12 protein-coding genes are annotated in these 17,614 nt (G+C 49.4%); 9 read left to right on the forward strand and 3 right to left on the reverse strand.

What is annotated here, in order from left to right:
• The first annotated feature begins 2 nt into the window (after positions 1-2).
• The 9 genes from G8759_RS32940 (at position 3) to G8759_RS32980 (ending at position 11,994) form a co-directional block, all read left to right on the forward strand.
• Positions 3-1,523 carry an arylsulfatase gene (locus tag G8759_RS32940; RefSeq protein ID WP_167217622.1) on the forward strand — a complete coding sequence of 507 codons (1,521 nt, stop codon included), beginning with the start codon at positions 3-5 and terminating at the stop codon, positions 1,521-1,523.
• An 88-nt stretch (positions 1,524-1,611) separates the two neighbouring features.
• Positions 1,612-3,072: a sulfatase family protein gene (locus G8759_RS32945; RefSeq protein WP_167217624.1), complete on the forward strand. Its 1,461-nt coding sequence runs from the start codon at positions 1,612-1,614 to the stop codon at positions 3,070-3,072.
• A 94-nt stretch (positions 3,073-3,166) separates the two neighbouring features.
• Positions 3,167-4,117 carry a helix-turn-helix domain-containing protein gene (locus G8759_RS32950; protein WP_167217626.1) on the forward strand — a complete coding sequence of 317 codons (951 nt, stop codon included), beginning with the start codon at positions 3,167-3,169 and terminating at the stop codon, positions 4,115-4,117.
• Between the two features lie 80 nt (positions 4,118-4,197).
• On the forward strand, positions 4,198-4,950 hold the full coding sequence (locus tag G8759_RS32955; protein WP_167217628.1) for an SDR family NAD(P)-dependent oxidoreductase: 753 nt from the start codon (positions 4,198-4,200) through the stop codon (positions 4,948-4,950).
• A gap of 260 nt (positions 4,951-5,210) precedes the next feature.
• Positions 5,211-6,731, forward strand: coding sequence for a class I adenylate-forming enzyme family protein (locus tag G8759_RS32960; protein WP_167217630.1), 1,521 nt, complete (start codon positions 5,211-5,213; stop codon positions 6,729-6,731).
• 64 nt (positions 6,732-6,795) lie between these two features.
• Complete coding sequence (locus G8759_RS32965; protein WP_167217632.1) at positions 6,796-8,445, forward strand: tannase/feruloyl esterase family alpha/beta hydrolase; 1,650 nt, start codon at positions 6,796-6,798, stop codon at positions 8,443-8,445.
• Between the two features lie 152 nt (positions 8,446-8,597).
• Complete coding sequence (gene sufC / locus G8759_RS32970) at positions 8,598-9,347, forward strand: Fe-S cluster assembly ATPase SufC (RefSeq protein ID WP_162389194.1); 750 nt, start codon at positions 8,598-8,600, stop codon at positions 9,345-9,347.
• Between the two features lie 87 nt (positions 9,348-9,434).
• Positions 9,435-10,760: a Fe-S cluster assembly protein SufD gene (gene sufD / locus G8759_RS32975; protein ID WP_167217634.1), complete on the forward strand. Its 1,326-nt coding sequence runs from the start codon at positions 9,435-9,437 to the stop codon at positions 10,758-10,760.
• Positions 10,761-11,073: 313 nt separating this feature from the next.
• Complete coding sequence (locus tag G8759_RS32980; RefSeq protein ID WP_167217636.1) at positions 11,074-11,994, forward strand: esterase-like activity of phytase family protein; 921 nt, start codon at positions 11,074-11,076, stop codon at positions 11,992-11,994.
• A 78-nt stretch (positions 11,995-12,072) separates the two neighbouring features.
• Here the strand turns inward: G8759_RS32980 and G8759_RS32985 are convergent, their stop codons facing one another.
• Genes G8759_RS32985 through G8759_RS32995 form a run of 3 tightly spaced genes read right to left on the reverse strand, consistent with a single transcriptional unit; the run spans position 12,073 to position 17,585 of the window.
• Positions 12,073-15,228, reverse strand: coding sequence for an efflux RND transporter permease subunit (locus G8759_RS32985; protein WP_167217638.1), 3,156 nt, complete (start codon positions 15,226-15,228; stop codon positions 12,073-12,075).
• Positions 15,228-16,325 carry an efflux RND transporter periplasmic adaptor subunit gene (locus G8759_RS32990; RefSeq protein WP_167217640.1) on the reverse strand — a complete coding sequence of 366 codons (1,098 nt, stop codon included), beginning with the start codon at positions 16,323-16,325 and terminating at the stop codon, positions 15,228-15,230. The genes G8759_RS32985 and G8759_RS32990 overlap by 1 nt, the downstream gene beginning before the upstream one ends.
• Before the next feature lie 9 nt (positions 16,326-16,334).
• On the reverse strand, positions 16,335-17,585 hold the full coding sequence (locus tag G8759_RS32995; protein WP_167217643.1) for a TolC family protein: 1,251 nt from the start codon (positions 17,583-17,585) through the stop codon (positions 16,335-16,337).
• Positions 17,586-17,614 lie beyond the last annotated feature (29 nt).

Below are 17,614 nucleotides of genomic sequence, written 5' to 3' on the forward strand. Positions count from 1 at the left end.
GCATGATAAGACCCGGTTTGATTTGGTTAGGTGTGTCGTTTCTGTCACTTTCAGGATGGTTATTGGTGGCCTTCACATCCCGTCAGGCTCCTCCATCCCGACCTAACATCATTTACATTTACGCCGATGACATGGGGTATGCGGAATTGGGCTGCTACGGCCAGCAGAAAATCCAGACGCCCAATCTGGATCAGATCGCTCGGGAGGGAATCCGGTTTACGCAACATTATACAAGCATGCCCGTTTGTGCGCCCGCCCGCTGTATGCTACTGACCGGCAAACATAGTGGTCATTCCTACATTCGGGGTAACTACGAAATGGGTGGTTTTCCGGATTCGCTGGAAGGTGGTCAGATGCCGCTGTATCCAGGAGCATTCACAATTGGGCGAATGTTGCAGCAGTCGGGCTACAAAACGGCTTGTATCGGTAAATGGGGCATGGGCATGGCGAACACCACAGGAAATCCGAACGAGCAGGGCTTCGATTATTTCTACGGTTATCTGGATCAGAAACAGGCGCATAATTTTTACCCGACACATCTGTGGGAAAATGGTAAATCCGACCGATTAAACAACCCGGTCATCAATGTACACCGTCGGTTGACGCCCGAAACGGCCACACCAGAAGCGTTCGCCTATTATCGTGGCAATGACTACGCCATCGATAAAATGGCGCAGAAAGCCCAGGCATTTATTCGACAGAATAAAAACGGCCCATTTTTTCTTTATCTGCCGTTTACTGCGCCACACGTATCCCTGCAGGCACCCGAAGCAGCGGTCAACGAATACGTAGGCAAGTTTGATGATAAGCCCTATCTGGGTCAGCAGGGATATGCCTCTACGCCTTATCCACGCGCTACCTATGCAGCCATGATTACGTATATGGATAAGCAAATTGGCCAGTTGATGCAGTTGTTACAGGAGTTAAAACTAGATGAGAACACAATCGTACTCTTTTCGAGCGACAACGGAGCTACCTTCAACGGTGGAGTTGAAGCGGCTTATTTCAACAGCGTTGGTGGGCTGCGGGGTCTGAAAATGGATGTCTATGAAGGTGGCATTCGGGAACCTATGCTGGCACGCTGGCCCGGAAAAATAAAAGCAGGTCAGGTTACCGACCACGTTTCAGTCCAATACGACCTGATGGCTACGCTGGCCGAACTGATTGGCTATAAACAACCGCTTGTAACCGATGGCATTTCGTTTCTGCCAACGTTAATGAGTCAATCCAGTGCACAGAAAAAACACCCGTTTCTTTACTGGGAATACCCCGAAAAAGGAGGTCAACTGGCCATTCGGATGGGGAATTGGAAAGCCGTAAAAACCAATGTACGCAAAGACCGGACTGGCCCCTGGGAATTGTATGATTTGAGTAAAGACGTCAGTGAAAGCACCAATGTAGCCACTCAGCACCCCGATTTGATCCGGCAGTTTGATGCCATCGTTGCCCGCGAGCACGTGCCTACTCACATCAACGAATGGGAAATAGTTAATCCGAAAACAGCTATAACAGCTGCTAATTGATTTCCTGGCTGGATAGATTTTTTGCGAAGAACCATGTCAATGCAAAAGTCCTGAATTAAAACAGTGCATTTATTTACTAACAGTTCCTATGGTATTTATCTCGAAACGTTCGTCTCGCCTTCTTTTGAGTGTCTTGACAGCCATTGGCGTTGGGCTGTCAATCAGCGCCTGGATTATGAAACCGGCTCCAACGCCCCCGCCAAACATTGTCCTGTTTTTCATGGATGATTTGGGTTATGGTGATTTGTCCTGCACAGGCGCGCTGGACTACACCACGCCGAACCTTGATCGGATGGCCGCCGAAGGCACACGCTTTACAAACTTTCTGGCAGCTCAGGCCGTTTGCAGCGCGTCGCGGGCAGCTTTGCTCACGGGTTGTTATCCCAATCGTCTGGGAATTTCAGGAGCTCTCGGGCCCAATTCGCCCATTGGCCTCAACCCGAACGAGGAAACACTTGCCGATTTACTTAAAGAAAAAGGCTATGCGACAGGGATGTTCGGCAAATGGCATCTGGGCGACAATAAGCAGTTTCTGCCGCTGCAACAGGGTTTCGATGAGTATTATGGTGTCCCCTATTCGCACGATATGTGGCCGCTTCATCCCGCCCAGGCTCAGGCTAACTATCCCGCTTTGCGGTGGATAGACGGCAATGAGCCTAAGCAGGAAATCAAAAATTTAGACGATGCCTCCCAAATTACAGGCACGATTACCGAGCGAGCGGTTTCATTCATTCGGAATCATAAGAAAAAACCATTCTTTCTATACGTACCGCATCCCTTACCGCACGTACCACTGGCCGCTTCTCCTAAATTTAAAGGAAAGAGTACCCGGGGTATTTTCGGGGACGTATTGACAGAACTAGATTGGTCCGTTGGTCAGATTCTAGGTGAACTGAAGCAACAGGGGATTGATAAAAATACCCTCGTTATTTTTATCAGCGACAACGGTCCCTGGCTGAACTATGGTGACCATGCAGGCTCGTCGGGTGGTTTCCGGGAAGGAAAAGGAACATCATTTGAAGGTGGACACCGGGTTCCCTGTCTGGTTCGCTGGCCGGGTGTGGTGCCCGCCGGTCGGGTGAGCAATAAGTTGCTGACAACGATGGATGTCCTGCCAACGGTGGTAAAACTCTGTGGAGCACGCTTACCGAAACAACAAATTGACGGTGTCGACTGGATCGCATTGTTAAAAGGTGATAACACCGTAACGCCCCGTGACCACTTCTACTATTATTACCGAAAAAACAGCCTCGAAGCAGTTCGACAGGGTGATTGGAAACTAGTGTTTCCTCATCCCGGCCGAACGTATGAAGGATTTCTGCCGGGGCAGGGAGGTAAGCCAGGTCCCAGTACGGAGACCCATGAATTTCCGGCCGGTCTATATGATCTTCGTCGCGATCCCGGCGAGCGCTATGATGTTCGGGAACAACATCCCGAACTGGTCGCCAAACTTGAGAAACTAGCTGAAGAAGCCAGAGCGGACTTGGGCGATGATTTACAAAAACGCACAGGCGCCAATGTCCGCGAACCGGGGCGCATCAGCAAATAATGAGTAGACTTCTAAAAGCAGATCGATATTGATCCATATGTTTTTCTAAACGAGACTTCTCTATGTATCTTTGATTTTTACAAGATCAGGAGTCATGGATACGACCTCATTAGAAGAGCTTTGTTACCGACTGTCGACCGGTTTGTCGACTGATTTAAGTGCCCTACTGCCAAGCGATATCCAGCAGGAAGTAGGGCACTTTAACGTGTTTAGTCTGACCGATCTCGCTCAGACGTCCCACGAGAAACCTGAACTGCCCTATGCTTGCCGTGCGTTCTACAAAATCAGCCTTCTGACTGGCCGAAGCCAGGCCCAGTATGTTAACGACACCATCGAAATCACGCAGCCTACGCTGATTTTCTCTACGCCTAAAGTTCCTTTTTACTGGTTACCAGAAGGGCGTCAAACCGGTCAGTTCTGTGTCTTTACAGCCGAGTTTCTTCAGCCAACCAAAAGCGGTGTCCTGCTGGACGAACTGCCCGTTTTCAAGGCACCGGGTTACCCGATCTACAGCTTGTCCGAAACGGATTTTCTACATGTACAGGCTATTTTTGAACAGATTCATGCCGAAATGGCTTCTGATTACGCCTATAAATATGACCTGGTGCGTACCTACGTACTGCAATTGATTCACATCGGCCAGAAGTTACAGTCAAGTACGGCCCTGCACCCTAACCACAATGCATCAGCCCGGCTGACATCGTTGTTTATTGAATTATTGGAGCAGCAGTTTCCAATCGAAAACCCCCAGCAGCAAGTACGCCTACGCACAGCCATAGACTATGCCGATCACCTGGCAGTTCATGTCAACCACCTAAACAAGGTGCTTAAAGAAACAACTGGACTCACAACCACCGATCTTATTGCCGGGCGCATCGTGCAGGAAGCGAAGGGCTTATTGACCCATACCGACTGGACCATCGCCAGCATTGCCGACAGCCTTGGTTTTGCGGATGTTGCGCACTTTGCCAAATTCTTCAAACGGGAGACATCCTTTGCTCCAGGTGCTTTTCGTTCGCAGGTTAATAGTTTGAATTATACATAAAATGGATTGACTGATACAAACACCTAACTCATGGATTGGTGGACTTTTGCGCTGTTTAATTTAAGCAAAAGAGAAACCAAATGACAACTGACAAAATCGCACTGGTAACCGGCGGGAGCCGGGGTATCGGCAAAAACATTGCCCTGAGTCTGGCCCAAAAAGGAATCGACGTACTACTGACCTACCATAGCAATCAGGTCGAAGCGCAAACCACTGTAACAGAAATAGAATCCCTTGGCCGTAAAGCGGTAGCTTTGCCCCTCAACACAGCCGACACCAGCACTTTCGACACTTTTTTCCAACAAGTCGTTTCAACGTTGCAAACCAGCTTCGGAACAGACCGTTTCGATTTTCTCATCAACAATGCCGGGACGAGCCTTTCGGCCCTTATTACGGACACTAAGGAGGCCCAGTTTGACGAAATGATGAATATTCATCTTAAAGGTGTCTACTTTCTAACTCAAAAGGCATTGCCTTTGCTACACGACGGCGGCCGTATCATCAACATCTCTTCTGGCGTAACGCGGTATTCTTACGCTGGTGCCTCGGCTTACGGGATCATGAAAGGGGCGGTGGACGTATTTACCCGGTATCTGGCTCTTGAGTTGGGCGGGCGAGGTATTTCGGCCAATGTGGTAGCGCCCGGAGCTGTTTTTGGCGGTGGAGCTATGGAAGATACCCCAGCCATACGCGAGTATGTGGCTGGAATAACGGCTCTGGGGCGCGTTGGCCTGCCCGACGACATTGGTGGCGTAGTCGCATTCCTGTGCAGCGAAGAAGCCAAATGGGTCAATGGCCAGCGCATTGAGCTAACAGGTGGCATGAACCTGTAGCTTACTTGCCCCAACCACACTAGTTTTAGTCGGAAGGAAAAGCAGATTGCCATTACCTGCGGAAAGAGGAAAATTAGCTGTTGAATCAGGAGATAAGCAGGTGTACTCTGCTTTACGTGCTATTGCCCGACATCCTTTTAACAATGCCTCTTTGAGGAAAACGAGTCGTACTCAATTTTCTGGGCGCTTCGCAGCTTTTGGTAGCGCCCAGAAAATTGATGTACGAGTAAAATCCTAAAGCAGTTGTCAAACACATTTGAATGTATCCGCTTACCATTAATCATTGGCTGACACAGCACGCTCAATTCCGGCCCAACCACCTGGCGTTCGTCTTTGGCGATATACGCCTTACGTTTGCTGACCTGAACCAGAGTGTTAACCGGATGGCTAATGCATTACTGATAGCAGGTATTGGCAAAGGCGACAAGGTAGCGACCGTATTACCGAATAGCCGCGAACTGTATGAAGCGTTCTGGGCCGTAGCCAAACTGGGCGCAGTGCTGGTTCCGATGAGCCCGCTGCTACGAGGGAACGGATTAATCAACCTGCTTAATGATGCTGATTCAACGGTAGTTCTGACCGATACTGCCCACGCTCCCTTTCTCGACGAAGTTCGGAGCGAATTAACGATTCCCGCTAAAAACTACTGGCTGACCGACGGAGAGCAACCCGGCTGGCAGTCGTATGCTGTTTTATGGAGAACCGCTTCGCCTGCCGATCCGCCTTCGCCTGACCTCCTTGGTGATGATCTGTATAATATTATGTACAGCAGCGGCACAACCGGAACGCCCAAGGGCATTATGCACTCCCACTTTGTCCGCTCCATGTATGGGTCTCTTTTTGCGAACGCCTTCCGCATTAAGCCCGAAAGTGCCATTATGCACTCGGGGGCTATCGTATTCAACGGGGCAATGCTGACGTTTATGCCTGCCATGTTCATTGGCTGTACGTACATATTGCTCAAAGAATTTACAACTCAGTCAGTGATCAGAACTATAGCCAGTGAGGGCGTGACACACACCATTTTGGTTCCTACACAAATCGCTTCATGTCTGCACTATCCAGAATTTACCATCGATACATTACCCACAATCGAATACATTCTGTCGGTGGGGGCACCTTTGCTGAATGAGCAGAAAGAGGTATTGATCAGTCGATTCCCGGATACTTTTTACGAGTTATATGGGTTAACAGAAGGCTTCATTACTGTTCTGGATAAAACCGTTTCAGCCGAAAAAACCGGCTCAGTCGGGCGCCCGATCTGGTTTTCGGAGATGAAAATCGTGGACGATGATGGACACGAACGCCCAACAGGTGAAGTTGGCGAAATCATTGGCCGGGCACCTTTTCTGATGGCGGGCTATTATAAAAAACCTGCTCTAACCAACGAAGCGCTTCGGAACGGCTGGCTTTACACCGGAGATCTGGGCTATGTGGACCAGGACGGGTACCTTTTCCTGGCGGGTCGTAAGAAAGACCTCATTATTTCGGGTGGGGTAAACGTTTATCCGAAAGATATTGAAGAAATAATCATTCGTCATCCGGCCGTAGCCGAGGTAGCCGTATTTGGTATCCCGCATGACGATTGGGGCGAAACACCCGTTGCGGCCATCCGGCTGACCACGACAATCTCAATTACTGAACTAACCGACTGGGCGAATAAAAACATAGAAGCCCGATACCAGAAGATAGCTGCGGTAATGCTAGTCGATGAATTTCCGAAGAACGTAGCCGGAAAAATTCTCAAAAACGAATTGCGGGAACGGTATTGGAAACGCTAAAGACGACGTTGCGAAACGATTGACAGGACTTTGGCTTGCATTATGTTGAAAACTATTCTCTAACATGATTTATAAAAATTCTCTCTTTGCTATAGCGCTCTTTTTACTGCTGTGTATTAGCCATCTAAATGCCCAGAATAATCCAACAAAAGGGCCAGCCGTTGATTGCCCTTGTCAACAGTTGGCCAACATAGCCTTTCCAGGGGCAACCATCACAACAACTGAATGTGTCGATGCGGGAGCATTTACGCCACCAGGGAGTACGCAGGCAATCACGAATCTGCCCGCTTTTTGCCGGGTTGCCGCCACCTTAAAACCCACACCCGAATCAATGATTCGGATCGAAGTATGGTTACCACAAACCAACTGGAATGAACGGTTGCTGGGCACAGGTACAGGTGGAGGAGCAGGCGCGATTGCCTACGGATCACTGGCCAATGGGTTAAAACGCGGATTTGCCACAACCAACACCGACATGGGCACCTCCCCTAACGCCAATGAAGCCGTTGGCCACCCCGAACGATGGACAGATTTTGGGCACCGGGCCACGCACGTGATGACAACGACGGCCAAAGCGATCACCCAGGCTTACTATAAAAAACCAGCTCACCACGCTTACTTCGCAGGCTGCTCAACGGGCGGCCAGCAAGCGTTAATGGAAGCGCAGCGGTATCCGGACGATTATAATGGAATCCTGGCCGGAGCACCTGCCAACAATCGCACTCATTTACATACGGGCTTTGTCTGGAACTACAAGGTAACCAACCAGGTCCCAGGTAGCGCATTCCTTCCAAAAGAGAAAATAGCATTGATCACCAATGCCGTTATCAAAGCCTGTGCCGGTAAGGATGGTGGAGCACCCGGTGATAATTTTCTGACCAACCCAGGACTCTGCAAGTTCGATCCGGAAACGCTCCCTAAATGCCCGAATGGCACTGACGATGGCACTTGCCTCACCAGTGCCCAACTGACCGCACTGAAACAAATCTATGCCGGGCCGACCAATCCCCGAACGGGCGAACGGATTTACACACCGCTACCCATCGGGAGCGAAAACATCACGTCAGGAATTGATTACCAGCAAAATCCCAATCAGGCTCCATCCTCCCTTTTTTACCAATACAAATGGACCTTCGGGGCCAATTTCGATTATACCCGGTTTGATTTTGATCGGGATCAGGATAAAATGGATTCCTTACTGGCACCGATCCTCAACGCAAACAATCCTGATCTGGAGCCGCTGAAAAAACGTGGAGGGAAAATTTTGATGTATTCGGGAACCGCCGACCCCCTGGTTCCTTATCAGGATGCAGTTAATTACTACGAGCGGGTGATTAAGGCACAGGGTGGAACGAAGCCAACCGGCGACTTTTTCCGTTTCTTTTTGATACCGGGAATGGCGCACTGTGGCGGGGGGCCAGGCTTAAACGATTGCGGGCAAAACCTGGCCCTCAATGTTCCCCAGGACAGCGACCATGATGTCCTGACGGCCTTGATTCGGTGGGTTGAGCAGGGTATTGCTCCGGATAAATTTACGGCAACCGCTTTTACGGGCGGAGTTCCGGCAAATGGCATACGATTTCAACGCCCGATCTATCCTTATCCCAAGCTTCCTAAATACATCAGTGGCGATCCAAACGCCCCTGCCAGCTACCAGGGTATTGATTTTCCGCGACCTACTATTTTAGCGCCAGCGGAGAAATATCTGAAGTAATACGATTAGCCTACTGGGAAGAATTCAGGCTGTTTACAATAAACCTGACCTCCCTCAACTTTTAAGCACCCGATTTTGTTATCTCCACAAAGCAGATACTGTTTCATCTGCTATCTTTGCGGCTTCATTTAGCCGTCACGCTATATTCTATTATGTTATCGATCAGCAATTTACAGGCCTCCATTGGCGACAAACAAATATTAAAAGGCCTCGACCTTGAAGTCAATGCCGGTGAAGTTCATGCGATTATGGGTCCAAACGGAGCAGGCAAGAGTACGTTAGCTTCCGTATTGGCCGGTCGTGAAGATTATGAAGTAACAGGTGGCAGCGTATTATTCGACGGTAAAGATCTTCTTGAGATGGCACCCGAAGATCGGGCAGCCGAAGGAATTTTCCTGGCGTTTCAGTATCCAGTCGAGATTCCGGGAGTGAGTACAACGAACTTCCTGAAGACGGCCATGAATGAGATCCGTAAATATCGCGGACAGGAACCGCTCGACGCCGTGCAGTTTCTGAAGCTGATGAAAGAGAAAATGAAGCTCGTCAATATCGATCAGTCTTTGTTAAGCCGATCACTGAACGAGGGCTTTTCGGGCGGAGAAAAGAAGCGGAATGAAATCTTCCAGATGGCTATGCTCGAACCCAAATTAGCGATTCTGGACGAAACCGATTCGGGTCTGGATATTGATGCTTTGCGTATTGTAGCCGACGGTGTCAATAAGCTTCGGTCGCCGGAACGGGCAACGATCGTTGTAACGCACTACCAACGCTTGCTGGATTACATCGTTCCAGATTATGTGCACGTATTGTATAAAGGCCGTATTGTTAAATCAGGCCCGAAAGAACTGGCACTCGAACTGGAAGAAAAAGGTTACGACTGGATTAAAGCCGAAGCCGTATAAATTCAATGATGAATTATAAATGATGAATGACGTCACGTTTCATTCATCATCGCTCCGGCGACCCGGTCATCATTTATAATTAAAAAGATGAATCCTTCTTACGCATCATATAACGATTTCAAGAACCAGCTTCTGGCGGCTTTCCGAACCAACGAAGAGCGCATGAATGGGGAAAGTAAAACCCCGTTGCATCAGCTTCGTCGGGCGGCTTTGAACCAGTTCGATCTGCTGGGGTTTCCGACTATTCGCCACGAGGAATGGAAATATTCCAATGTCAGTGGGTTGTTTAAAGAGGCTTTTGATCTTGATAGTACGACGACACTGACGGCAGATGATCTGGCTCCGCTCGAAATTCCGAATCTCGACGGGAATATCCTGTACTTTATCAATGGTCGCTATCAGTCCAAACTTTCGCGCATTGTCAGCCCATCCGAACAGGTACAGATTACGAGTTTTGCCGAAGCGATCAAGGCCGATCCTGGCCTGATTGGCACTCACTTTGCCCGTTATGCCGATTATAAGGATAATGCATTTACAGCCCTGAATACAGCGTTGGCCAACGATGGCGTCGTGATCCGTGTTCCTGACAATAAGACAGTTGAACAGCCAATTATTTTACGGTTCATTACCGATGCCCGTGACCAAAATGTGGCATCTCAGCCCCGTAACCTTATTATTTTAGGAAAAAATGCGGAGGTAATGGTAGCTGAATCATTCCGTACGCTGGGTGATCGTTCCAGTTTTGTTAACGTAGTGACTGAAATTGTGCTGGATCGCGAAGCCCGGATGCAGTATTATAAAGTGCAGGATGAAACGCAGCAAGCCTACCACATTGGTACTACGCAGGTAAATCAGGCTGACAATAGTCATTTTTATTCGGCTACAGTGACGCTCAATGGCAACTTTGTCCGGAACAACCTGAATATTGTCCTGAATGGTCAGCATGCAGAAGCATTCATGTATGGTCTGTATATGCCCAATGGTCGCCAGCACATCGACAACCATACGCTTGTTGATCATGCGATGCCGAACTCATACAGCAATGAACTCTACAAAGGCATTCTGGATGACAATAGCACTGGCGTGTTTAATGGTAAGATTTACGTTCGTCCCGATGCGCAGAAAACCAATGCTTATCAATCCTGCAAGAACGTCGTACTGTCATTGGGTGCATCGATGAACACGAAACCACAGCTGGAAATTTTTGCCGACGATGTAAAGTGTTCGCACGGAACCACAACTGGCCAGCTCAACGACGAAGCACTGTTTTACATGCGGTCGCGGGGTATTCCGAAAGATGAAGCCCGGACCTTATTGCTTTATGCCTTCTCTCAGGATGTATTAAGTCAGATCAAAATTCAGCCAATCCGGGAATATCTGGAACGGGTTGTAACCGAAAAGCTGACGAAATAAATAGTATAGTACATTTAAAATCTGCGGGTTGAATGACGAAGTAAGTTATTCGACCCGCAGATTTTTTGTTTTCCTGACTTATAGCAAAAGCAAGTAAAGCAGGTTAACCACTATCCGGGTCCAGCTTGACCGTTTCAACTGAAAAATGGTCTCAACCTCAATTAATTTGACCTACTTTAGCGTTTCTTCCACTTACTTAGGACTTTCGCTGATAGCCGTGCCACCGCAGCCGCGGACGGTCGCAAGGCGGACCGTGGTTTGTGTATACGATCTTATTAACCGTGGCACGGCTATCAGCGAAAGACCACTTACTATGCGAACGCTACTTCTCCTTGTCCTTTTTCTGGTAACCGGAAAAATTAGCCATAGTCAGAGCCTACAATTTACCTTTGAAGGAGACTCGACAACAATTCCGCTCGTTCGCGACAGCCTGCGCGGCATTTCTGGCCTTGACATTGTGCCCGCTACCGGCGACTGGCATCTGGTTAGCGATCGGGGCTGGCATTTTATTTTCCACAATATTCACAGTATTCGCGACCTGGGCGACGTCTCCCGGTTGACACGTCAGGAAAAAACACCGTTCTGGTTCGAGAGCATTCGGTATGCTGCCGGCACCAGCACTTATTTCTGGACCGACGAGTACGAATATGTCACCTCCTTGTTCTACGGCAAATCACCCAGCGATAGCGCAAAACACATATTGCTGAAATTACCGCTTCCGGGACCGAACAAAGGGCTTGAGGGAATAGCCGTTACCCCTTCGGGAGCACTGTGGGTAGCTCCCGAAGCCGGATGGGAAGGCGAAACCCGTATGAATCAGGATACAATCACGTTTTTTTACTACCCCAATCCGCTATTGTCCGACCCCGTTGTTGAGCGATACCGCTACCCGATTAACCGTTGCCCGTTCGCACAGGGCGAAGAGCGGTTAGGCGGTATTTCAGAAATTCTGGCCGTTGATAACCAACGATTACTCATACTCGAACGGTGTTATGATGCCAGCCAGAAACGCGTAACAGCGAATCTGTATCTGGCTACTCAGAACCCCGCTACGCATACATTAACGAAGGAGTTAGCGTTCGACTTCAACAGGCAATTTCTGGATGCAGTCTGCAACCTCGAAGCAATGGCCTGGGCCGACGACCAGAAGCAGACGCTTGTCTTAATTGCCGACGATAACTTCCGTCGAAACCAAACCCTACGCAACCAGGTCATTGTTTTGCGTAGACGCTAAATTCTTATCCCATCTTTCACCTTCGTTTTAGTTAGCCTGCACGGGCACCTTTCCTACCATCAACTCATTACCAGCAATTTACACATCTGCTTTTGCCAGCAAACTCCGCTTTCCTCTCCGGGAGATGGTGTGCGCCCGATGCCGGTTGAAGAAACGATAGATGATTGGAAAGATCAGCAACGTCAATATGGTAGCCGTGATCAGCCCACCGATTACAACAATAGCCAGTGGTTTCTGTGTTTCAGAACCGATTCCGGTGCTGACCGCTGCCGGCAATAAGCCGATAGCAGCCATCATGGCTGTCATCACTACGGGTCGGATACGTGATCGAACACCTTCGGCAACTGCTTCATCTAAACTCAGACCCGCCATGAGGTTCTGATTGAAAACCGAAATCAGAATAACACCATTCTGAACGCAGATGCCAAACAGGGCAATGAAGCCGACGCCCGCCGAGATCCCGAAAATAGTTCCTGTTGTGTGCAGAGCCAGAATACCGCCAATCAGGGCAAACGGCACATTCAAGAGGACCAGTGCCGCATCTTTGACGTTACCGAACAGCACGAACAGAATCACAAAAATTGCCAGCAGACTAATCGGCACGACCTGACCGAGCCGTTTGGAGGCCCGAACCTGGTTCTCGAACTCGCCTGTCCATTCGGCCTCGTAACCACGATCAAATTTGACCGCCTGACGTACTTTACGTTGTGCCTCGGCAATGGTACTACCCAGATCCCGCTCTCGAACGGAGAATTTTACGCCAATGAACCGCTTATTTTTGTCGCGATAAACAAAGGCCGGACCCGTGAGCGTGCGGATGTCGGCAATCTCCTTCAATGGAATCTTATTTCCCCGGATTGTGGGCACCATTAGCCGCCCAATGTCCTCTTCATTCTTGCGAAAATCGGGCTGGTAGCGCACCCGAATATCAAATTTGCGTTCGCCTTCGTAGAGCTGACTCGCGGTTTTCCCTCCGATAGCCATTTCAATGACCGCTTCGGCATCGCCAACCCGAACGCCATAGAAAGCCATTTTTTGCTTATCGACGTAAATGCTCATTTCAGGCTGGCCAACGTTTCGCAGGATGCCAACATCCTTAACACCGGGCACATCGCGGATGGCCATAATCACCTGATTCGCATACTTGTCCAGCTCGGCCAGATCGTTACCGAAAATTTTGACGGCATTACTGGCATTCATGCCCGCCACGGCTTCAGCGACGTTGTCGATAATTGGCTGCGAATAATTGTAATTGATCCCCTGAAAAACCTTCAGTTTGGCATCCATTTCTTCGATGAGCTGATCGGTTGTCAACTGATGTCCGGTTTCCCGTTCGGGCCATTCTTTCTTGGGCTTGAGGTTGACCTGCATCTGTACGTAGTAAAACCCCGATGGATCAGTGCCATCATTGGAGCGACCCGTCTGCGACAAAACGCCGTTTACTTCCGGGAAAGTCATTAGCTTACTCCGCAACGTCCGAACCATTTTTGTTGTCTCGGCCAGTGATGAGCTCATGGGCAATTTAGCTTCTACCCACAATGCCCCTTCGTTCAACTGCGGCAGAAACTCAGTGCCCAGCAACGAAGCAGACGCAAACGTAAGGCCCATAAATACCAGCGCCATCAGCATACTCAGCCTGCGATGGCCATAGGTCCAGGTGAAGCCGCGCATCACAATACGGTTGAAGAAATTCACGATTGGGTTGTTCTTTTCCCGCACATTTTTGTTGAGCAGAATCGAACACAGAACCGGCACCAGCGTCAGAGTAAACAAGAGTGCGCCCACTAAAGCAAAGCCCAAGGTCCAGGCGAGCGGGCTAAACATTTTGCCTTCTACTTTCTCGAACGAGAAAATAGGTAGTAGCGCTGTAATAATGATCAGCTTCGAAAAGAAAACGGCCTTACCTAGCTCCGTACCGGTTTTCCGAATGAGCCCCAGTTTGGCGAGCCCGTTAAATTTCGGCATGCCAACTTGATGCGCCTTATGATCGAGCACAACGAAAATACCCTCGACCATAACCACGGCTCCATCGATGATGATACCGAAATCCACCGCACCCATCGACAGCAGATTGGCCGACATACCCCGCAGACGCAAACAGACAAAAGCAAACAACAGTGCCAGCGGAATAATAATACTGACAATGAGCGTAGTACGCCAGTCGGCCATGAACAGAAACACAATAACCGTTACGAACAGAATGCCTTCGGCCAAGTTGTGCAATACGGTTTCGGTGCAGTAGGCCATTAGGTTGTCACGGTCGTAGAAGGTGACCATCTTTACGTCAGATGGCAACACCTTTTCGTTCAACTCCGCAATTTTATCCTTTACCCGTTTGAGCACCTCCGACGGATTTTCGCCCTTTCGCTGCACAATAATGCCTTCGACCACATCGTCGTTTGTGTCCAGGCCCACCTGCCCCACACGCGGCTGATTCGACTCGACCACCTGCGCCACATCGCGTACCAGCACAGGTAGTTCGCCCTGTTCGTCAACGATAATATTTTCGATGTCGGCAATATTGGTTAACAGCCCAATGCCCCGCACGACGTATGCCTGCCCGTTTTTCTCGATGACATCGCCCCCCACGTTGAGGTTGTTCTGGGTAACGGAATTATAGACCTCCGATGGCGTTATGCCATATTTCTGCAATTGCATCGGGTTAACCATAATCTCGTAGGTCTTTTCCCGGCCGCCAAACGCAACAATATCGGCCACACCCGGCACGGCACGGAGTTGACGGTCAATAACCCAGTTTTGAATCGTCAGTAGTTCGCGCGTATCGCGGCTTCTGGATTTTAATGTATAGCGAAAAATCTCGCCCGTGGGGCCATAAGGAGGCTGAATATCGGGTTCTACATTATCAGGGAGCGAGATCGTTCGCAGTTGGTTATTGACCTGCTGACGGGCAAAAAAATCGTCGACGTTATCCTCGAAGATGATTTTCATGACCGACAGACCAAACATGGTTATGGACCTTACATTGGTTTTACGCTGTACCGAATTCATGGCTACCTCGATCGGTACCGTCACAAATCGCTCCACTTCTTCGGCGCTTCGTCCATTCCATTCCGTTACGACAATGATCTGCGTGTTCGTAACATCCGGGAAGGCTTCGATGGGCGTATTCAGGTAGCTATATACCCCCGCTGCGGTCAAAGCAGCCACCATGAAAAACACAAAAAAGCGGTTTTTCAGCGAAAAACTGAGAATGGATTTTATGAGATTATTCATCAGTCGTTAAGGGCGTCATAAATGAGTAACTGCGATTGAGTTATTACCTTTTCGCCGGGTTTTAGTCCACTTCGGATGTAAGCAACATCGCCCAGTGAACGGTGAACCTGCACTTCGCGGGTATCGATATGCTGTCGGTCATGGAAAACCATCACGAACTGTTTACTCTTGTCAAAAATCAGCGCTTTGGCCGGAATGGTTGGCATGCTGCCGCCATCGTCAAAAGCCAGAATAACGCTGGCATTCATACCGGGTTTGAGCAACATCTTTTCGTTGGCGAGCCGGATGCGTACCTGCATGGTTTTAGTGGTTTGATCCAGTACGTTATACACCTTATTGACCGTTCCGTGAAATATACGGTCGGGATAAGAAAGCGTCTGAATCTGAGCGGGTAAATCAATTTTTACCCGGCCGATGTCGGATTCATTTACGTTGGCCAATACCCAGATTTCATTCAACTGCGAAATGGTGAACACAGCATTCGCATCGTCGGAGCGAAGCTGCGTACCCTGGTTTATATTTTTTTCGAGCACGTAGCCCGAAATCGGTGCTTTTACTAGGGCAACCGATTGCTGGTCAGCGCCATAAATCTGGAGTACTTCTTTCAGGCGGGTCAATTCGGCTTCTTCCCGTTCCACTTCCCGGCGGGCCGCTAACACATCCCGCTCCGAACTCAATTTGTCGGCATACATCTCTTTAGCGACTTGCAGGTTTTTCTCCGCTAACCGCAGCTCGGCCTGAGCCTGCACTAACTGGCTATTGTAGCCAGCTACCTCGCTCGACTGAATGACGGCCAGGGTCTGGCCTTTCTGAACATAATCGCCCAATTCGACACGAACATCACGAACATTCCCCCCAACCAAAGGAAATACCTTAATGACGCGATTCTCGTCGGGCACAATCCGGCCAATAAGCCGGAGTTGACTACGAACGGGCTGCACCACCACAGCCTCGGTACTAACCCGACTTAACATAGTATCGGTCAGGGCAAAGGCTTCTTTCTTTCCCTCGACTTCGTCGGCGGTTTTTGCTTCCTTCGAGCAGGCAACCATCAGGGCCAATAGCCCAGCGCAAACAATTAACTTGATGAGATTCATGCTGATTTTTTACTTAAACAGGTCAATACCGACGGTGAAGTTGAGTTGTTCGTAAGCGTTAATCCGATCAGCATTGAGCCGATTGAGTTGCTGCACGTTTTCCAGATAAGTCTCAAAGAGATCCACAAACTCGATGAGCGACAGATTACCCCGTTCAAAGTTGCGCAACACGCCCAGGTTCAAATCGTCGAATTGCGCCGAAAAACTGGGGTCGATTGCCTGATAAGCGGCTTCTGTTTGCTGAATTCGTTGCAAAGCGGCCTGCACTTCATTTTCAACCGCTACGCGTGAGTTGCGCTGAACCAGACGCTGGTAGTCGGCCTGAGCCCGCGCCGACCGAATGTTGCCCTGGTTCTTGTTCAGAACAGGCAAGTCCATGCTTACCGTGACAGCGGTGTAATTGGGTGTATAGCTGGCGTTTTGATCGTATAGCCCCCCTACCCGGATATCGGGCGTGGCCAGCGCCTTCTGCAAAGCAATGTTTGCATCGGCCTGCCGCACCAGCGTTTCGGCCCCACGTAGATCGGGTCGATTATCAAAAGCCGCGTTAACAGCCTGATCCAATGGTGGTAACGCCGTTTTGTACCGATTCAGGTCTGCCTCCGATGTTAGAGGTCGGATTACGGCTGTTGTTTGTAACAACGTTCGTAAATCTCGCTGATGCTCCGTTAACTGATTTTGCAGATCCAACTGATCATTATTGAGCTGCAAAAGGAGCGCTTTAAGCCGGACCAACTCCCTCAGGGCTACATTATTGCGGTTATATTGCCGTTCAAACGCCCGAATTGTTTCCGTCAATCGTGCTCGCTGATTGATGTATTCCCGAAGTGTATTCTGCGTAAAATAGACATCGTAAAACCGGCTTCGCAGCTCAAATCGAAGTGTTCGGAGCAGATCGGTGAATTGTAGTTCCGTGAGCCGGGCCTGTTCAGTCGCAACGGCAACCCGTTTATTCCGCTTACCCGCCAGCAGAATTGTTTGCTGAATGGAAAATGCCTTCTGCCCCTGGGCACCCACATCAAGCGGTCGATGCAGGGCTGGATTATAGGCATTTAACTCAATATTGACCGTTGGATTATCCAGCAGCCGGGCCTGAATAACCTGTGCCTGAGTGGCCTCAATCTGATAGCGACCGGCCAGCGCTAATAAATTTCGCTGCAAAAACACGCTGTCGGCTTGGCGTAGGCTTACAGACAACGTATCCTGAGCCTGAACGGTGGTGCCTAACAACACAACCGCCCAGACTATATAATTAGTCATAGGAGAAATAATAGGATAATAGAACACAA

Source organism: Spirosoma aureum (assembly GCF_011604685.1).
Lineage (GTDB): Bacteria > Bacteroidota > Bacteroidia > Cytophagales > Spirosomataceae > Spirosoma > Spirosoma aureum.

Bases quoted from the DNA above. Each gene is read 5' to 3' on its own strand.
- sufD (WP_167217634.1), top strand. From the start codon at position 9,435: ATGAATCCTTCTTACGCATCATATAACGATTTCAAGAACCAGCTTCTG.
- G8759_RS32980 (WP_167217636.1), top strand. From the start codon at position 11,074: ATGCGAACGCTACTTCTCCTTGTCCTTTTTCTGGTAACCGGAAAAATT.
- G8759_RS32940 (WP_167217622.1), top strand. From the start codon at position 3: ATGATAAGACCCGGTTTGATTTGGTTAGGTGTGTCGTTTCTGTCACTT.
- G8759_RS32965 (WP_167217632.1), top strand. From the start codon at position 6,796: ATGATTTATAAAAATTCTCTCTTTGCTATAGCGCTCTTTTTACTGCTG.
- G8759_RS32950 (WP_167217626.1), top strand. From the start codon at position 3,167: ATGGATACGACCTCATTAGAAGAGCTTTGTTACCGACTGTCGACCGGT.
- G8759_RS32990 (WP_167217640.1), bottom strand. From the start codon at position 16,325: ATGAATCTCATCAAGTTAATTGTTTGCGCTGGGCTATTGGCCCTGATG.
- G8759_RS32955 (WP_167217628.1), top strand. From the start codon at position 4,198: ATGACAACTGACAAAATCGCACTGGTAACCGGCGGGAGCCGGGGTATC.
- sufC (WP_162389194.1), top strand. From the start codon at position 8,598: ATGTTATCGATCAGCAATTTACAGGCCTCCATTGGCGACAAACAAATA.
- G8759_RS32985 (WP_167217638.1), bottom strand. From the start codon at position 15,228: ATGAATAATCTCATAAAATCCATTCTCAGTTTTTCGCTGAAAAACCGC.
- G8759_RS32945 (WP_167217624.1), top strand. From the start codon at position 1,612: ATGGTATTTATCTCGAAACGTTCGTCTCGCCTTCTTTTGAGTGTCTTG.
- G8759_RS32960 (WP_167217630.1), top strand. From the start codon at position 5,211: ATGTATCCGCTTACCATTAATCATTGGCTGACACAGCACGCTCAATTC.
- G8759_RS32995 (WP_167217643.1), bottom strand. From the start codon at position 17,585: ATGACTAATTATATAGTCTGGGCGGTTGTGTTGTTAGGCACCACCGTT.